Annotated in this window: 14 protein-coding genes; 12 read left to right on the top strand and 2 right to left on the bottom strand. The window is 66.9% G+C overall.

All coding sequences use genetic code 11. The annotated features are described in order from the left end of the window. The first annotated feature begins 67 nt into the window (after nt 1-67). The 5 genes from andAc (at nt 68) to ABY44_RS09290 (ending at nt 4,897) form a co-directional block, all read left to right on the top strand. Nucleotides 68-1,339, top strand: a complete 1,272-nt coding sequence (gene andAc / locus ABY44_RS09310) for an anthranilate 1,2-dioxygenase large subunit AndAc (protein ID WP_060173095.1) — start codon at nt 68-70, stop codon at nt 1,337-1,339. A gap of 17 nt (nt 1,340-1,356) precedes the next feature. Continuing rightward, nucleotides 1,357-1,842, top strand: a complete 486-nt coding sequence (gene andAd, locus ABY44_RS09305; RefSeq protein ID WP_034196026.1) for an anthranilate 1,2-dioxygenase small subunit AndAd — start codon at nt 1,357-1,359, stop codon at nt 1,840-1,842. Nucleotides 1,843-1,862: 20 nt separating this feature from the next. Further along, nucleotides 1,863-2,189: an anthranilate 1,2-dioxygenase ferredoxin subunit AndAb gene (andAb, locus tag ABY44_RS09300; RefSeq protein WP_006479527.1), complete on the top strand. Its 327-nt coding sequence runs from the start codon at nt 1,863-1,865 to the stop codon at nt 2,187-2,189. Continuing rightward, nucleotides 2,179-3,399 (top strand): anthranilate 1,2-dioxygenase system ferredoxin--NAD(+) reductase, encoded by a 1,221-nt coding sequence (andAa, locus tag ABY44_RS09295; protein WP_060173096.1) that lies wholly within the window; start codon nt 2,179-2,181, stop codon nt 3,397-3,399. Before andAb ends, andAa begins: the two co-directional genes overlap by 11 nt. Nucleotides 3,400-3,610: 211 nt before the next feature. Beyond that, a complete protein-coding gene (locus ABY44_RS09290) occupies nt 3,611-4,897 on the top strand; it encodes a DUF445 domain-containing protein (RefSeq protein ID WP_060173226.1) in 1,287 nt (428 codons plus the stop codon). Nucleotides 4,898-4,953: 56 nt separating this feature from the next. Here the strand turns inward: ABY44_RS09290 and ABY44_RS09285 are convergent, their stop codons facing one another. Then, the gene (locus ABY44_RS09285; protein ID WP_021157290.1) at nt 4,954-5,253 is read right to left on the bottom strand and encodes an addiction module antidote protein; all 300 of its coding nucleotides are present in this window, start codon (nt 5,251-5,253) and stop codon (nt 4,954-4,956) included. Nucleotides 5,254-5,256: 3 nt separating this feature from the next. Further along, a complete protein-coding gene (locus ABY44_RS09280; RefSeq protein ID WP_230948808.1) occupies nt 5,257-5,574 on the bottom strand; it encodes a type II toxin-antitoxin system RelE/ParE family toxin in 318 nt (105 codons plus the stop codon). A 360-nt stretch (nt 5,575-5,934) separates the two neighbouring features. Between ABY44_RS09280 and ABY44_RS09275 the strand changes: the two genes are divergently transcribed. The 7 genes from ABY44_RS09275 to ABY44_RS09245 all read left to right on the top strand — a co-directional run. Then, nucleotides 5,935-7,575, top strand: a complete 1,641-nt coding sequence (locus ABY44_RS09275) for an acetolactate synthase large subunit (RefSeq protein WP_027790992.1) — start codon at nt 5,935-5,937, stop codon at nt 7,573-7,575. Between the two features lie 29 nt (nt 7,576-7,604). Beyond that, nucleotides 7,605-9,038: an aldehyde dehydrogenase family protein gene (locus tag ABY44_RS09270; RefSeq protein WP_027790993.1), complete on the top strand. Its 1,434-nt coding sequence runs from the start codon at nt 7,605-7,607 to the stop codon at nt 9,036-9,038. A 245-nt stretch (nt 9,039-9,283) separates the two neighbouring features. Then, entirely contained in the window at nt 9,284-10,867 is a 1,584-nt protein-coding gene (locus tag ABY44_RS09265) for a Na+/H+ antiporter (RefSeq protein ID WP_027790994.1), read from the top strand. Between the two features lie 483 nt (nt 10,868-11,350). Continuing rightward, nucleotides 11,351-12,484, top strand: coding sequence for a hybrid sensor histidine kinase/response regulator (locus ABY44_RS09260; RefSeq protein ID WP_027790995.1), 1,134 nt, complete (start codon nt 11,351-11,353; stop codon nt 12,482-12,484). Nucleotides 12,485-12,607: 123 nt separating this feature from the next. Continuing rightward, the gene (locus ABY44_RS09255) at nt 12,608-14,284 is read left to right on the top strand and encodes a methyl-accepting chemotaxis protein (RefSeq protein ID WP_027790996.1); all 1,677 of its coding nucleotides are present in this window, start codon (nt 12,608-12,610) and stop codon (nt 14,282-14,284) included. Further along, nucleotides 14,284-14,796 carry a chemotaxis protein CheW gene (locus tag ABY44_RS09250; RefSeq protein ID WP_264162321.1) on the top strand — a complete coding sequence of 171 codons (513 nt, stop codon included), beginning with the start codon at nt 14,284-14,286 and terminating at the stop codon, nt 14,794-14,796. The genes ABY44_RS09255 and ABY44_RS09250 overlap by 1 nt, the downstream gene beginning before the upstream one ends. Further along, nucleotides 14,793-15,677 (top strand): CheR family methyltransferase (locus ABY44_RS09245; protein ID WP_431641133.1); only part of this gene is annotated, 885 nt, incomplete at its 3' end. The genes ABY44_RS09250 and ABY44_RS09245, both read left to right, overlap by 4 nt.

Raw genomic sequence — 15,677 nt, 5'->3', positions numbered from 1 at the left:
GGGGAATATTAGCCTTTCAAAAATGGACTCCATCTTGTTAATGAAACGGAACCACAAGGAGTCCGACATGGAGCAGACAGAATCGCCCGTCGTGTTCGCCTCGCGCGACGACGCGTCCGACGTGAGCTTTCCGCACGACGACGGCTCGCGCGTGCCGTACAAGGTGTTCAGCTCGCAGGCCGTCTACGAACGCGAGCAGGAACGCATCTTTCGCGGCCCGACGTGGAACTTCGTCGCGCTGGAAGCGGAAATCCCGAACGCCGGCGATTTCAAGAGCACGTTCGTCGGCGATACGCCGGTGGTCGTCACGCGCACGGAGGACGGCGCGCTTTCCGCGTGGGTGAACCGCTGCGCGCACCGCGGCGCGCAGGTGTGCCGCAAGTCGCGCGGCAACGCGAGCTCGCATACGTGCGTGTATCACCAGTGGAGCTTCGACAACGCGGGCAACCTGCTGGGTGTGCCGTTCCGGCGCGGCCAGAAGGGGATGTCCGGGATGCCGGCCGACTTCGACCCGAAGCAGCACGGGCTGCGCAAGCTGCGTGTCGACAGCTATCGCGGGCTCGTGTTCGCCACCTTCAGCGACAACGTGATGCCGCTGCCCGACTATCTCGGCGAGCAGATGCGCCCGTGGATCGACCGGATCTTCCACAAGCCGATCGAGTATCTCGGCTGCACGCGCCAGTATTCGAAGTCGAACTGGAAGCTGTACATGGAGAACGTGAAGGACCCGTATCACGCGAGCATGCTGCACCTGTTCCATACGACCTTCAACATCTTCCGCGTCGGGATGAAGGCGCGCTCGATTCCGGATGCGAACCACGGGCTGCACAGCATCATCACGGTGACGAAGACGGGCGACGATACGTCGGCCGCGTACAAGCAGCAGAACATTCGCTCGTTCGACGAAGGTTTCCATCTGGAAGACGAATCGATTCTCGATCTCGTGTCGGAATACGACGAGGACTGCACGAACCATATCCAGCCGATCTTCCCGCAGCTCGTGATCCAGCAGATCCACAACACGCTGGTCGCCCGCCAGATCCTGCCGAAGGGCCCCGACAACTTCGAGCTGATCTTCCACTTCTTCGGCTACGCGGACGATACGCCCGAGCTGCGCGCGCTGCGTATCAAGCAGGCGAACCTCGTCGGGCCGGCCGGCTATATCTCGATGGAGGACACGGAGGCGACCGAGCTCGTGCAGCGCGGCACGGTGCGCGACGGCGACGCGACGTCGGTGATCGAGATGTCGCGCGGCAATCCGGACCAGCAGGACACGGTGATCACCGAAAGCCTGATCCGCAAGTTCTGGGTCGGCTACCAGAAGCTGATGGGCTATTGAAGCGGGAGCGCGGAACGATGGAAAACCTGACGGAAGACATGAAGACGTGGTTCGAGATTTACATGCTCCAGAACCGCTATATCGGGCACCTCGACAACAACCGGCTCGAGGAATGGCCGACGATGTTCACCGAGGACTGCACGTACGAAATCGTGCCGAAGGAGAACGCCGACCTCGGGCTGCCGGTCGGGATCGTCCACTGCACGAACCAGCGGATGCTGCGCGACCGCGTGGTGTCGCTGCGGCACGCGAACATCTACGAAGAGCATACGTACCGGCACATGACGTCGGGCCTGACGATCGTCGCGGAACGTGACGGCGAGATCGACACCGAGAGCAACTACGTCGTCGTGCAGACGCGCAGCAACGGCGAATCGAACGTGTACCAGGCCGGCAAGTACTACGACACGGTCGTGCGCACGCCGGACGGGCTGCGCTACAAGACCAAGCGGGTGATCTACGACACGTCGCGCGTGCAGACGCTGCTCGCGACCCCGATCTGATACGGAAGCAAGGAACAGTCATGACTGAAGCAACGCTCGCCGAGTGGCATCCGCTCGGCGCTTTCGACGAATTCTCCGAAGACGAACCGGCGGCGCGCGTCGCCGGCCAGAAGCCGATCGCCGTGTTCCGGATCGGCGACGAACTGTTCGCGATGCACGATCTCTGCACGCACGGCCATGCGCGGCTGTCCGAGGGGTATGTGGAGGACGGCTGCGTCGAATGCCCGCTGCACCAGGGGCTGATCGACATTCGCACCGGCGCGCCGAAATGCGCGCCGATCACGGAGCCGGTGCGTACCTATCCGATCCGGATCGTCGACGGGCAGGTGGAAGTCAATGTCGGCTGATCCGTTCGTGATCGTCGGCGCCGGCCACGCGGCGCGGCGCACGGCCGAAGCGGTGCGCGAGCGCGACGCCGCGGCGCGCATCGTGATGATCGGCGCGGAACGCGAGCTGCCGTACGACCGGCCCGCGCTGTCGAAGGATGCGCTGCTGAGCGACGGCGGCGAGCAGCGCGCGTTCGTGCGCGATGCCGCGTGGTACGACGCGCAGCGCATCGAGCTGCGGCTCGGCACGCGCGTCGAGGCGATCGAGCGCGATGCATCGCGCGTGCGGCTCGACGACGGCACGACGCTGCCTTATGCGCGGCTCGTGCTGGCGACGGGCTCGCGGGTGCGTACGTTCGGCGGTGAGATCGACGAAGGCGTCACGCCGCATTACGTCCGCACGGTCGACGATGCGCGTGCGTTGCGCGCGCAGCTCGCGCCGGGGCGCCGCGTGGCGGTGCTCGGGGGCGGTTTCATCGGCCTCGAGGTCGCGGCGGCGGCGCGCCAGCTCGGTTGCGACGTGACGGTGATCGATCCGGCGCCGCGCCTGCTGCAGCGCGCGTTGCCGGAAGTCGTTGGCGCGTATGCGCATCGGCTGCACGACGCACGCGGCGTGGTCTTCCGGATGGCGACGCTGCCGCGCGCGATCCGTCGCGCGCCGGGTGGCGGCGCGATCGTCGAGACCGATCGTGGCGACGTGCCGGCCGATCTCGTCGTGGTCGGCATCGGGGTGGTGCCGAATGTCGAGCTCGCGCACGCAGCGGGGCTCGATGTCGACAACGGGATACGTGTCGACGCGGGCTGCCGTACGGTCGATCCCGCGATCTTCGCGGCGGGCGAGGTGACGATGCACTTCAATCCGTTGCTCGGGCGTCACGTGCGGATCGAATCGTGGCAGGTGGCCGAAAACCAGCCGGCTGTCGCGGCGGCGAACCTGCTCGGTGCCGACGAAACCTATGCCGAGCTGCCGTGGTTGTGGTCCGATCAGTACGACTGCAACCTGCAGATGCTCGGGTTGTTCGGCAGCGAACGCACGATCGTCGTGCGCGGCGATCCGGCGAACGGGCCGTTCACGGTGTTCGGGCTGGGGGACGACGGCAGGATCGTCGCGGCGGCCGCGGCGAACCAGGGGCGCGACATCGGCGCATCGCGCCGGCTGATCGCGGCGGGGGCGGTGCCCGATCCGGTGAAGCTCGCCGATCCGACGGTGAATCTGAAGACGTTCCTGTAACGGCGGCAGGCGCGGCGAGTATGGCAGGCGCGGTGGACGGATGGCGTCGGAGACGACGTCACCGGCCGCGCGCTTGCCGGACGATTGCGCGACGCGGCGGGTGACGTCATGCTCGGCGGCGATCGCGCGGGGCCGTCGCGTTTCATGCCGCGCGTTTGTCGGCCGGTGCGAAATCGGGGATATTAGCGGCATCGCCGATTCGCCTGCCGCCATGACGCCAGACAAAGCCCTCGAACTGAAACGCAGCAAGCGCCGCGCGCTGTGGCTGCTGCTGGCCGCCGTCGCGGTGTTCGTCACGACGATCCTGTTGCCGCGTGGCCCGTGGGTCGACGGCTTCAAGGCCGTGGCCGAAGCCGCGATGGTCGGCGCGCTCGCCGACTGGTTCGCGGTCGTCGCGCTGTTCCGCCGTGTACCGATCCCGTTCGTGTCGCGTCATACCGAGATCATTCCGAAGAGCAAGGACAAGATCGCCGACAACCTCGCGGTGTTCGTGCGCGAGAAGTTCCTCGGCCCCGACGCGCTCGTCGCGCAGATCCGCCAGCACGATCCCGCGCAGAAACTCGGCGCGTGGCTCGGCGAGCCGGCAAACACTGACGCGCTCGGCGGCTATGTGACGAAGCTGATGAGTTTCGCGCTCGACATGACCGACGACGCGCGGATCCAGTCGTTCGTCCACGATGCGTTTCGCGCGGTGATCGACCGGGTCGACCTGTCGCAATCGGCCGGCGCGATCCTCGACACGCTGACGAAGGACGGCCGCCACCAGGTGCTGCTCGACGACGCGATCGAACAGGTGGTCGACGTGCTCGACAAGGAAGAAAACCGCGAGGTGATCGCGGGTTTCATCGTCGAATGGCTGAAGACGCAGTACCCGAAGGTCGAGAAGATCATGCCGACGCAGTGGTTCGGCGAGAACGGCGCGCGGATGCTCGCGAGCGCGGTGAGCCGCGTGCTGGAAGGCGTGGCGGCGGACCCCGAGCACGAGCTGCGGCAGCGCTTCGACCGGACGGTCGTGCGGCTGACCGAGCGGTTGAAGCACGATCCCGCGTTCATCGCGAAGGGCGAGGAGATCAAGCGTTACGTTCGCGACGGCGCCGCGTTCAACGAGTATGTCCGCGACTTGTGGGATCAGTTGCGCGCGTGGCTGAAGGCCGATCTCGCGCGCCCCGATTCGGCGCTGCACCGGCAGGCGGCGACGCTCGGCGGCTGGCTCGGTGCGCGGCTGGCGGAGAGTCCGGCATTGCGTGCATCGCTGAACGAGCATGTCGAGAAGGCCGTGCACGAGATGGCGCCGGATTTCGCGGATTTCCTGATGCGCCATATCCGCGACACGGTGCGCAACTGGGATGCACGCGAGATGTCGCGGCAGATCGAGCTGAACATCGGCAAGGACCTGCAATACATCCGCATCAACGGCACGCTGGTCGGCGGGCTGATCGGGCTCGGGTTGTATCTGGTGTCGCTGGTGCCGCGCTGGGCGGCCGGCTGGCTGCACTGACGCGGCCACGGGTATCGCGAGAGAGCGCGGAGGGTGCGACGGGCCGCGCCCGCGCGTCATGCATGCGCTTTCGCGCCGTGCAGTTGCAGGCCGAGCGCCTTGATGACCTTCAGGATGGTGCCGAAGCTCGGGTTGCCGTCGTGCGACAGCGCCTTGTACAGCCCTTCGCGCGACAGGCCCGCGTCGCGCGCGACCTGCGACATGCCGCGTGCGCGTGCGATCACGCCGAGCGCGTGCGCGATGAAGGCCGGATCGTCGCCGGCTTCCTGCAGGCACGCTTCGAAGTAGTCAGCCATGTCGTCTTCGGTCTTCAGATGGTCGGCCGAATCCCACGGCCGGGTGCTGATCTTGTCCATCGATTACTCCATGTCGAGGTGCGCGAGCATCGCGTGCGCGGCGCGTATGTCGGCCTGTTGCGTCGATTTATCGCCGCCGCCGAGCAGGATGACCCAGATCGTTCCGCGCCGGACGTAGTAGACGCGATAGCCGGGGCCGTGGTCGATCCGCATTTCGACGACCGGCGAGCCCGCGGATTTCCAGTCGCCCGGATTGCCCATCGACAGGCGGTCGATGCGTGCCTGGATGCGGCGCTTCGCGACGCGATCGCGCAGGCCGGCAAACCATGCGTCGAAGGCGTCGGTGGTCCGGATGCTGAACGTAGGCGCACAGTAGGGCATTGATTGCGGTATGTCAACCATGGTTCACATGTGGGTCGGGCTGGGTTGGGTTATTCGGTAGCCGCTACATTAGGGCTGCCCGCTTCGTTTGCGTGCCAAATGGCCGTTCGGCCGAAGTCGGAGTTCTGCGAATCCGTCTACAATCAATCACGTCTTTGCCGCCCGTGCGCGCTTGCCGCGCGCGGGCGGATCCGTTTGTCCTCCGCTATCCGGAGGCGCCGCCGCGCATCGCTCGTTGCGCGGCGGGCAGTGCCGTGGTTTGTGTCCAGTAGGTAAAGCGTCCGCGTGCCGTAGGCCGGCGCGCGTTCTGAACGCTGCGTGTCCGTAGGCCGGGCAGGCGGCATCAACCGAGAGTCCCCCATGAAAGCATCGGATCTGTTCGTGAAGGCGCTGGAAGCCGAAGGCGTCGAGTACGTGTTCGGCATTCCCGGCGAAGAAAACCTCGATCTGCTCGAATCGCTGCGGCGATCGAAGATCAAGCTCGTGCTGACCCGGCACGAGCAGGCGGCCGGGTTCATGGCCGCCACCTACGGCCGCCTGACGGGCCGTACCGGCGTGTGTATCGCCACGCTCGGGCCCGGCGCGACGAACTTCGTGACGGCCGCCGCGTATGCGCAGCTCGGCGGGATGCCGATGCTGATGATCACCGGGCAGAAGCCGATCAAGTCCAGCAAGCAGGGCCACTTCCAGATCGTCGACGTGGTCGACATGATGCAGCCGCTCACGAAGTTCACGCGGCAGATCGTGTCGATCGGCAACATCCCGTCGGCCGTGCGCGAGGCGTTCCGCCGCGCGGAGGAGGAGCGTCCGGGCGCCGCGCACCTCGAGCTGCCGGAAGACATCGCGCACGAGGAGGGCGACGGCAAGCCGATCCCGCGCAGCTACAGCCGGCGGCCGGTGGCGGAGGAAAAGGCGATCGCGCATGCGGTCGACGCGATCCAGGCCGCGCGCCATCCGCTGCTGATGATCGGTGCGGGCGGCAACCGCAAGACCACCTGCAAGATGCTGCTCGAATTCGTCGACAAGACGGGCATCCCGTTCTTCACGACGCAGATGGGCAAGGGCGTGATCGACGAGACGCACCCGCTGTGGCTCGGCAACGCGACGCTGTCCGACGGCGACTTCGTCCACCGCGCGATCGAGCATGCGGACTGCATCATCAACGTCGGCCACGACGTGATCGAGAAGCCGCCGTTCTTCATGCGTACCGACGACAAGACCGTGATCCACGTGAACTTCCTCGGCGCGCAGGTCGATCCCGTCTACTTCCCGCAGATCGAGGTGGTCGGCGACATCGCGAACGCGGTGTGGCAGATGAAGGAGGCGCTCGCGCCGCAGCCGCACTGGGATTTCTCGCGCTTCACGATGATCAAGGCGCATTTCGACGCCCATCTGGAGAAGGGCCAGCACGATCCGCGCTTCCCGATGTACCCGGTGCGGATCGTCAACGATCTTTACAACGCGCTGCCGGTCGACGGCATCGTCTGTCTCGACAACGGGATGTACAAGATCTGGTTCGCGCGCTACTGGCGCGCGCACGAGCCGAATTCCCTGCTGCTCGACAACGCACTCGCGTCGATGGGCGCCGGCCTGCCGTCGGCGATCGCGACGAAGATCGTGCACCCGCAGCGCAAGGTGATCGCCGTGTGCGGCGACGGCGGCTTCATGATGAATTCGCAGGAGCTCGAAACGGCGGTGCGGCTGAAGCTCGACCTCGTCGTGATGATCCTGCGCGACGACGCCTTCGGGATGATCCGCTGGAAGCAGGAGAACATGAATTTCCCCGATTTCGCGATGACGCTGCAGAACCCCGATTTCGTGTCGTATGCGCAAAGCTACGGCGCGCACGGGCACCGCGTCGAATCGGCCGACGATCTCGAGCCGCTGCTGCGCGAGTGTTTCTCGACGCCGGGCGTGCACGTGATCGACGTGCCGATCGACTATTCGGACAACGAGCGCGTGCTGAACCGCGAGATCAAGCGCCTGTCGGCGCAACTCTGAATGTCCCGTCCACAGGAAGGAGTCGTTCCATGTTGAAGGAAACCTATCCGTACTACCTCGCCAACGAAGCCGTCTACGCGAACACCGATCTGGACGTGACGGACAAGTTCAGCGGCAAGGTCGCGACGCGCGTCGCGCTGGCCGACGCGAAGGCCATCGATGCGGCGATCGGCGCGGCGGTCGACGCCGCGAAGCCGATGCGCGAGCTGCCGGCCTACAAGCGGCAGGCCGTGCTCGACCATTGCGTCGCGCGTTTTCGCGAGCGCTTCGACGAGCTGGCCGAGGCGCTGTGCATCGAGGCCGGCAAGCCGATCAACGATTCGAAGGGCGAAGTGACGCGGCTGATCGACACGTTCCGCGTGGCGTCCGAGGAGTCGGTGCGCATCGACGGCGAGATCATCAACCTCGAGATCTCCGCGCGCGCGCAGGGCTATACGGGCTACACGAAGCGCGTGCCGGTCGGCCCGTGCTCGTTCATCTCGCCGTTCAACTTCCCGCTGAACCTCGCCGCGCACAAGGTCGCGCCCGCGCTCGCGGCCGGCTGTCCGTTCGTGCTGAAGCCCGCGAGCCGCACGCCGATCGGCGCGCTGATCATCGGCGAGGTACTCGCCGAAACCGACTTGCCGAAGGGCGCATTCTCGGTGCTGCCCGCGCATCGCGACGGCGCCGACCTGTTCACGACCGACGAGCGTTTCAAGCTGCTGTCGTTCACGGGGTCGCCGGCCGTCGGCTGGGCGCTGAAGGAAAAGGCCGGCAAGAAGAAAGTCGTGCTGGAGCTCGGCGGCAACGCGGCCGCGATCGTCGATGCGGATCAACGCGACCGGCTCGACTACGTGGTCGAGCGCCTCGCGTTCGGCGCGTACTACCAGTCGGGCCAGAGCTGCATCGGCGTGCAGCGGATTCTCGTCCATGCCGATCTGTACGACGCGCTGCGCGAGAAGCTGATCGCGAAGACGCGTTCGCTGAAGATGGGCGATCCGAAGGATCCGTCGACGTTCGTCGGGCCGATGATTTCCGAATCGGAATCGCGCCGGCTGTCGGGATGGATGGACGCGGCCGTCGCGGCGGGCGCGAAGATCGTCGCGGGCGGCAAGGTCGACGGCGCGATGTTCGAAGCGACGCTGCTGGAAAACGTCGGGCACGAGCAGGACCTGTACCGGAAGGAGGCGTTCGGCCCCGTCGCGATCCTCGAGAAGTTCGACCGGTTCGACGATGCGCTTGCCCGCGTGAACGACAGCGACTTCGGGCTGCAGGCCGGCGTGTTCACCGATTCGCTCACGCATGCGCAGCGCGCGTGGGACGAGCTGGAGGTCGGCGGCGTCGTGATCAACGACGTGCCGTCGTTCCGCGTCGACAACATGCCGTACGGGGGCGTGAAGGATTCGGGCCTCGGCCGCGAAGGGATCCGCTACGCGATCGAGGACATGACCGAGCCGCGGCTGATGGTCGTGCGGCGCCGGTAACGCGGGGCGGGATGCGCGGTGCCGCGACGGCACGCGGGCGGGCGCAAGGCCGGCCCGCGTGCCGTTTTTCATGGCGTCGCGCGCAGCGGGCCGGCGCCGGGCCCCGCCGGGCCCGTATCGCGCCCGCGTGGCGGGCTGCCGGAACGCGCTCGACTACGGGACTCGCCTCGTGATGTAATCGCGCGAAACTGCCGACCGGGGTACGACGCCGGAAAGCGCGAATTCATTCTTCATGAGGTCGATTCATGTCTCCCGTCTCGGCATTCAAGCTGGTTTTGTTGTCATTTCTCGCGATCGTCGCGCTCGAATGCGTCGCCAAGCGGCTGCGGCTGCCGCCCGCAGCCGCGCTGCTGATCGGCGGCATCGGCATCGCGTTCATCCCCGGCCTGCCGCCGATCGATCTCGATCCCGAACTGGTGCTGCTGGTGTTCCTGCCGCCGCTGCTGATGGACGGCGCGTACTTCTCGGTGTGGGAGGAGTTCAAGCGCAACGTCGGCGGCATCCTGCTGCTGGCGATCGGCGCGGTCGTGTTCACGACGTTCGCGGTCGGCTTCGCCGTGCACTGGGTGGCGCCGTCGCTGCCGTGGGCCGCGTGCTTCGCGCTCGGCGCGATCGTGTCGCCGCCCGACGCCGTTGCGGCGAAGGCCGTGCTCGAACGCGTCGCGCTGCCGCGCCGGCTGATGGTGCTGCTCGAAGGCGAGAGCCTGCTGAACGATGCGGCCGGCCTCGTGCTGTTCCGCTTCGCGGTCGCGGCAGCGCTCACCGGCGCGTTCAGCCTCGAGCACGCGGTCGTGCGCTTCGCGGAGCTCGGGCTCGGCGGCGTGGCAATCGGCTTCGTGGTCGGCAAGCTCGTCGTGTGGTTCCTGAAGCAGCTCGACGACGACTATCTCGTGATCACCGTCGCGGTGATCACCGGCTGGATCGCCTATATCGCGGGTGAAATGGTCGAGGTATCCGGCGTGATCGCCACCGTCACGGCCGGCATGATCGTCGGCTGGCATCAGCACGAAGTGTTCTCGGCGGCCGTGCGCACGCGCGGCACCGCGTTCTGGCAGGTCATCGTGTTCCTGCTCGAAGCGATGGTGTTCGTGTTGATCGGGCTGTCGCTGCGCGGCGCGATCCACCGGCTCGGCGGCTTCGAGCAGGTGCTCGCCACGATGGTGCCGCCGATGTTCGCGGTGCTGGCGGCGGTGATCGTGTCGCGCTTCGTGTGGATCTACGCGGTCGAGGCGCTGAAATGGCCGGTGCGCGGGATCGCGCGGCGCGGCGAGGCGCCGGACTGGAAGGCCGCGACGATCATGAGCTGGGCCGGGATGCGCGGCGTCGTCACGCTGGCGATCGCGCTGTCGCTGCCCGAGGCGATGCCCGGTCGCGACGTGATCCTGGTCGCGTCGTTCGCGGTGATCCTCGTCACCGTGCTGCTGCAGGGCACGACGATCGGGCCGCTGATCCGGCTGCTGCGCCTGCCGCAGCGCGAAGAGCGCGCGGCGCACCACCTGACCGAGCCGCAGACGTGGGCATACGTCGAGGCCGCGCAACTCGCGGCGATCCAGCCGCTCGTGCGCGACGAGAACGGGGTCGTGATCCATCCGCGCCTGCTCGAGCAGTACACGTATCGCGCGGAATTGACCGAACGGGCGAAGGACGAACCGGCGTACCCGGCGGAAGTGCGCACCGCGCACTACGACGTCGTGCTGGCCGCGATCAGGGCCGGGCGCGCCGAATTGTTGCGCCTGCACCGTTCGGGCCGCATCCACGACGAAATGCTGCACGCGCTCGAACGCGACCTCGACCTGCAGGAAGTGTCCGCGCAGCACGCGCGCGGATAAGGCTGCACGGCACCGTCATGCCGTCATCCAGCGGCCGGTGCCGGCCGACCGGGAGCGCGCATGGGCAGATCGTTGCCCGGCGCGCTTTTTTCTTCCTCGCGCCCGCCGATTCGGCGCATTTCCATCCGGCCCCAAATGAGGCGGACAACCAGCCTTGCAGCGCATGCAAACCTTATGGCGCCGGTCTCGCAAACGTTATCGTCTTTCGAATCCGGAAATGATCTGATTTAACTGATTCCGTCTCTTTCTGCATATTTGGCAAAACTAAACCGGAAGGAGATAGATGCTGTGTTCTAATTTCATTTAGAATCAGCCGGTTATGTTTATTGAGAGAAAGGATGCGGAGGTAATGCGGCCGCCAACGGGGAGAAATCGGCGTCCGGAGCCCTGCAAGGCCAATGCCGACAGGCCAAATCGGCGGAATCGGGCGGTTTTTTCAACCGCCGAATTAAGATAGCGTCCCAAGTCTGATAAACAACTCCTATGAAAGAATCGATTGGAGAATCGGCGTTTGAAACTGTATTTATGAAAGAATCGAGCGTTGATAATGCCTCGGATTGTCTTGAATCGGGGTTATCGGTCCTTCTCGTCGACGATCAACCGTTCGTCGGCGAGGTGATCCGCCGCGCGCTGCGCAGCGAACACGACATCGACCTGCACGTGTGCACCGACGCGCACCGGGCGATGGCGGTCGCGCGCGACGTGAAGCCGACGGTCATCCTGCAGGATCTCGTGATGCCGGAGATCGACGGCCTCGATCTCGTCCGTGCGTGGCGCGCGGACGCCGGCACGGCTCGCGTGCCGATCATCGTGCTGTCCGCGAAGGAGGAGCCGATCGTCAAGCGCGAGGCGTTCATCGCCGGCGCGAACGACTATCTGGTGAAGCTCCCCGACGCGATGGAGCTGGCCGCACGGATCCGCTATCACTCGAATTCGTACCTGATGTCCCGGCAGCGCGACGAGGCGCTCGACTTCCTGTCGCACGACATGCGTTCGCCGCAGACGTCGATCCTCGCGCTGCTCGACGTCTACCGCGCCGAGCACGGCGAGATGCCGGCGATCATGGAACGCATTGCCGGCCATGCGCGGCGCGCGCTCGCGCTTGCCGACGGCTTCATCCACCTGACCCGCGCTCGGTCCGAGCGCCGCGCGCACGAGGTCGTGAGCCTCAACGAGATCGTGCTCGACGCCGTCGACCAGCTGTGGGAGAAGGCGGCCGGGCTCGGCAGCCGGGTCACCGCGCACGTGCCCGATACCGAGTGCGTGACGATGGGCGACCGCATGATGCTGACGCGCGCGGTCGCGAACCTGATCGACAACGGGCTGAAGTACGGCCCGGCCGGTACGGACGTGCACTGCACGCTGAGCGGCGAGGACGGTGCATGGCTGATCGGCGTCGAGGATACCGGCGCGGGAATCGCGCCGGAGCAGCGCACGGCCGCGACCGAGTCGTTCGTGCAGCTCGAGACCGCGCATGGCGCGGCGCGCGGCGGCTTCGGCCTCGGGCTCGCGTTCGTCCGCGCGACGGCGGCGCGGCATCGCGGCCAGATCCTGATGCGCAATACGGCGCGCGGCTTCATGGTCGCGCTTCGGCTGCCGGCGCAAGCGGAGCGGTGATTTCGCGGCGCGGCCTGCCGGCGCCGCGCCGCCTGCAAGCCCTGATGCGCTCGTGGCGCGCCGTCCGGCGCGCAGGCGGGCGCGGATTTTTTCAACGCTGATATTAGAAAGCCCATAACGAACATGGCCACCGTGACGCCCCGCGCGACCAATGAAAGCCTGCATCCGACGATCGGCGCTGCCCGGCTGACGCTCGGCAATCGCATCCTGCTCAGCTTCGGCGTGCTGTTCGTGCTGATGCTGGTGACAGCCGGCGTGTCCTACGAGCGATTGCGTGCGATCAACAGCGAAGCCGTCAGCATCGAGCGCGATTCGCTGCCCGGCGTCTACCTCGCGTCGTCGCTGCGCGGCGCAGTGAATGAATCGTTCATGCTGCTGCAGCAGGCGACGTTCGTCGAGACCGATCCCGAAAGCGTCCAGCGCGATCTCGCGAAGATCGCCGAAGCGGCGAAGGACATCGATTCGTTGTCGGTCGAGTACCAGAACTCGATATTTCGCGACGACGACCGGCAGCGCTTCGCGACCTTCCGGGGCACCTACGACCACTACCTGCCGCTGCTGAACGAAGCGGTGCAGCGGCACCGTCAATCGCACGACGACGCGGTCGCCGGGTATGTGAAGGTGCAGCCCGCATGGGCCGAGGTCGTGCGCAATGCGAATATTCTCGTGCAGGAAAACCGCAAGTTCGCCGATCAGTCGGCGAAGCTGATCCGTGAATCCGTGCAGGACACCGAGGTGGTGCTCGCGACCGCACTGGCGATCATGCTGCTGTCGGCGCTCGGGTTCGGCTACATGCTGTACCGTTCGGTCACCGTCCCGATGGCGCGGCTCGTCGAGGTGCACGACGTGATGCGTACCGGCAACCTGACGCGCCGCCTCGACCTGCGCCGCCGCGACGAATTCGGCACGCTCGAGACGGGCTTCAACCGGATGGCCGACGAACTGACCGAGCTCGTCGCGCGTGCGCAGCAGTCGTCGCTGCAGGTGACGACGTCGGTCGCCGAGATCGCGGCGACGTCGCGCGAGCAGCAGGCGACCGCGAACGAAACCGCGGCGACGACGACCGAGATCGGCGCGACCTCGCGCGAAATCTTCGCGACGTCGCGCGACCTGGTGCGCACGATGAACGAAGTGGCCGGCGTGGCGGAGCAGTCGGCCACACTCGCGGGCGTGAGCCAGAGCGGGCTCACGCGGATGGGCGAGACGATGCGCAGCGTGATGGACGCGGCCGGCTCGGTGAACGCGAAGCTCGCGATCCTCAACGAGAAGGCGCTGAACATCAACCAGGTGGTCGCGACCATCACCAAGGTGGCCGACCAGACCAACCTGCTGTCGCTGAACGCCGCGATCGAGGCCGAGAAGGCCGGCGAATACGGCCGCGGCTTCGCGGTCGTCGCGACCGAGATCCGCCGCCTCGCCGACCAGACGGCGGTCGCGACCTACGATATCGAGCAGACGGTGAAGGAGATCCAGTCGGCGGTATCGGCGGGCGTGATGGGAATGGACAAGTTCTCCGAGGAAGTGCGCAGGGGGATGCTCGACGTGCAGCAGGTCGGCGGGCAGCTGTCGCAGATCATCGCCGAGGTGCAGACGCTCTCGCCGCGCTTCCAGATGGTCAACGAAGGGATGCAGACGCAGGCGAACGGCGCGGAGCAGATCACGCAGGCGCTGTCGCAGCTGTCGGAGGCCGCGCAGCAGACGGCCGAGTCGCTGCGCCAGTCGTCGCAGGCGATCGACGACCTGACGCTCGTCGCGAACCAGTTGCGCACCAGCGTGTCGCGCTTCAAGGTCGACGCGTGATGCGCGCGGACACGCAGAACGGCGCGCATGCGCTGTTCCTGATGTTCGAGCTCGACGGCGAACGCTATGCGCTCGACGCGGCCGGCATCGACGAGGTGCTGCCGCTCGCGGTCACGAAGGCCGTGCCCGGCGCACCCGAATGGATTGCCGGGCTGCTGATGCGCGGCGGCCAGCCGGTGCCGGTGATCGACGTGCCGATGCTGGCGCTCGGGCGCCGCGCCCATGCGCTGCGCTCGACGCGGCTCGTGATGGTCCGCTACCGGGCGCACGAGGCGAGCGGCGAGCGCACGATCGGGCTGATCGTCGAGCGTGCGACGCAGACGATGCGGATCGACCGCGCGGCGTTTCGCGCGAGCGGCATCTCGACCGCGCGCACGCGCTGGCTCGGGCCCGTCGCGAATACGCCCGACGGCGTCGTGCAGCAGGTATCGGTTGCCGACCTGATCGACGACGTTGCACGCCTGTATCTGTTCGACGACGGCCTGCCGGGCCACGGGGGAGAGTCCGCATGAAAGAGTCCGAATCGCGATTTCGCGGCTGGCTGCTGCGCGAGACCGGCATCGACCCCGATTCGCTCGGCAACGATTTCCTGACCCGCGCGCTGACGGAGCGCGTGCACGCGCTGCAGGCGGACGGCGAGCGCCTGTCGTCGGCGGCGCGGCCGCCCGTGACGCAGGACGCGCTCGACGCCTACTGGCAGCAGCTCAACGCATCGGCCGACGAACGGCGTGCGCTGATCGAGCTGTTCGTCGTGCCCGAGACCTGGTTCTTCCGCGACCGCGAGGCCTTCGCGACGCTCGCGCGGCTCGCGGCCGACCGGCTCGCGGCGCTGCCCGGTCGCGTGATCCGCGTGCTGAGCGCGCCGTGCTCGACGGGCGAGGAACCGTTTTCGGCGGCGATGGCGCTGCTCGACGCGGGGCTCGACCCGGCCAGTTTCACGATCGACGCGATCGACCTCAGCACGCGCGCGATCGAGCAGGCGCGGCTCGGCTGTTACGGGCGCAACGCGTTCCGCGGCACCGCGACGGAGTTTCGCGCGCGGCACTTCACGCCGACCCGCGAGGGCTGGCTGCTCGACGAGCGCGTGCGCGCCTGTGTGCAGTTCAGTCAGGCGAACCTCGTCGAACCGGCGGCGGACACGGGCCTTCGCTACGATTTCGTGTTCTGCCGCAACGTGCTGATCTACTTCGATCGCGACGCGCAGGATCGCGTGATCCGCGCGCTCGGCGAGCGTCTTGCCGACGACGGCGTGCTGTTCGTCGGGCCGGCCGAGACGGGGGTCGCGATGCGGCACGGGATGCGCTCGGCGCGCGTGCCGCTGGCATTCGCGTTTCATCGCGAGCCCGCCGGCGCGGCGCCCGATGCCTATGCGGCCCGGCCGGCGGCGCCGTTG

This window comes from Burkholderia sp. ZZQ-2 (genome assembly GCF_050768715.1).
GTDB lineage: Bacteria > Pseudomonadota > Gammaproteobacteria > Burkholderiales > Burkholderiaceae > Burkholderia > Burkholderia cepacia.
This window is presented reverse-complemented; position numbering and strand designations above follow the sequence as displayed.

Coding starts and splice junctions, on each gene's coding strand:
- andAc (WP_060173095.1), top strand. CDS start 68: ATGGAGCAGACAGAATCGCCCGTCGTGTTCGCCTCGCGCGACGACGCG.
- andAd (WP_034196026.1), top strand. CDS start 1,357: ATGGAAAACCTGACGGAAGACATGAAGACGTGGTTCGAGATTTACATG.
- andAb (WP_006479527.1), top strand. CDS start 1,863: ATGACTGAAGCAACGCTCGCCGAGTGGCATCCGCTCGGCGCTTTCGAC.
- andAa (WP_060173096.1), top strand. CDS start 2,179: ATGTCGGCTGATCCGTTCGTGATCGTCGGCGCCGGCCACGCGGCGCGG.
- ABY44_RS09290 (WP_060173226.1), top strand. CDS start 3,611: ATGACGCCAGACAAAGCCCTCGAACTGAAACGCAGCAAGCGCCGCGCG.
- ABY44_RS09285 (WP_021157290.1), bottom strand. CDS start 5,253: ATGGACAAGATCAGCACCCGGCCGTGGGATTCGGCCGACCATCTGAAG.
- ABY44_RS09280 (WP_230948808.1), bottom strand. CDS start 5,574: ATGCCCTACTGTGCGCCTACGTTCAGCATCCGGACCACCGACGCCTTC.
- ABY44_RS09275 (WP_027790992.1), top strand. CDS start 5,935: ATGAAAGCATCGGATCTGTTCGTGAAGGCGCTGGAAGCCGAAGGCGTC.
- ABY44_RS09270 (WP_027790993.1), top strand. CDS start 7,605: ATGTTGAAGGAAACCTATCCGTACTACCTCGCCAACGAAGCCGTCTAC.
- ABY44_RS09265 (WP_027790994.1), top strand. CDS start 9,284: ATGTCTCCCGTCTCGGCATTCAAGCTGGTTTTGTTGTCATTTCTCGCG.
- ABY44_RS09260 (WP_027790995.1), top strand. CDS start 11,351: ATGAAAGAATCGATTGGAGAATCGGCGTTTGAAACTGTATTTATGAAA.
- ABY44_RS09255 (WP_027790996.1), top strand. CDS start 12,608: ATGGCCACCGTGACGCCCCGCGCGACCAATGAAAGCCTGCATCCGACG.
- ABY44_RS09250 (WP_264162321.1), top strand. CDS start 14,284: ATGCGCGCGGACACGCAGAACGGCGCGCATGCGCTGTTCCTGATGTTC.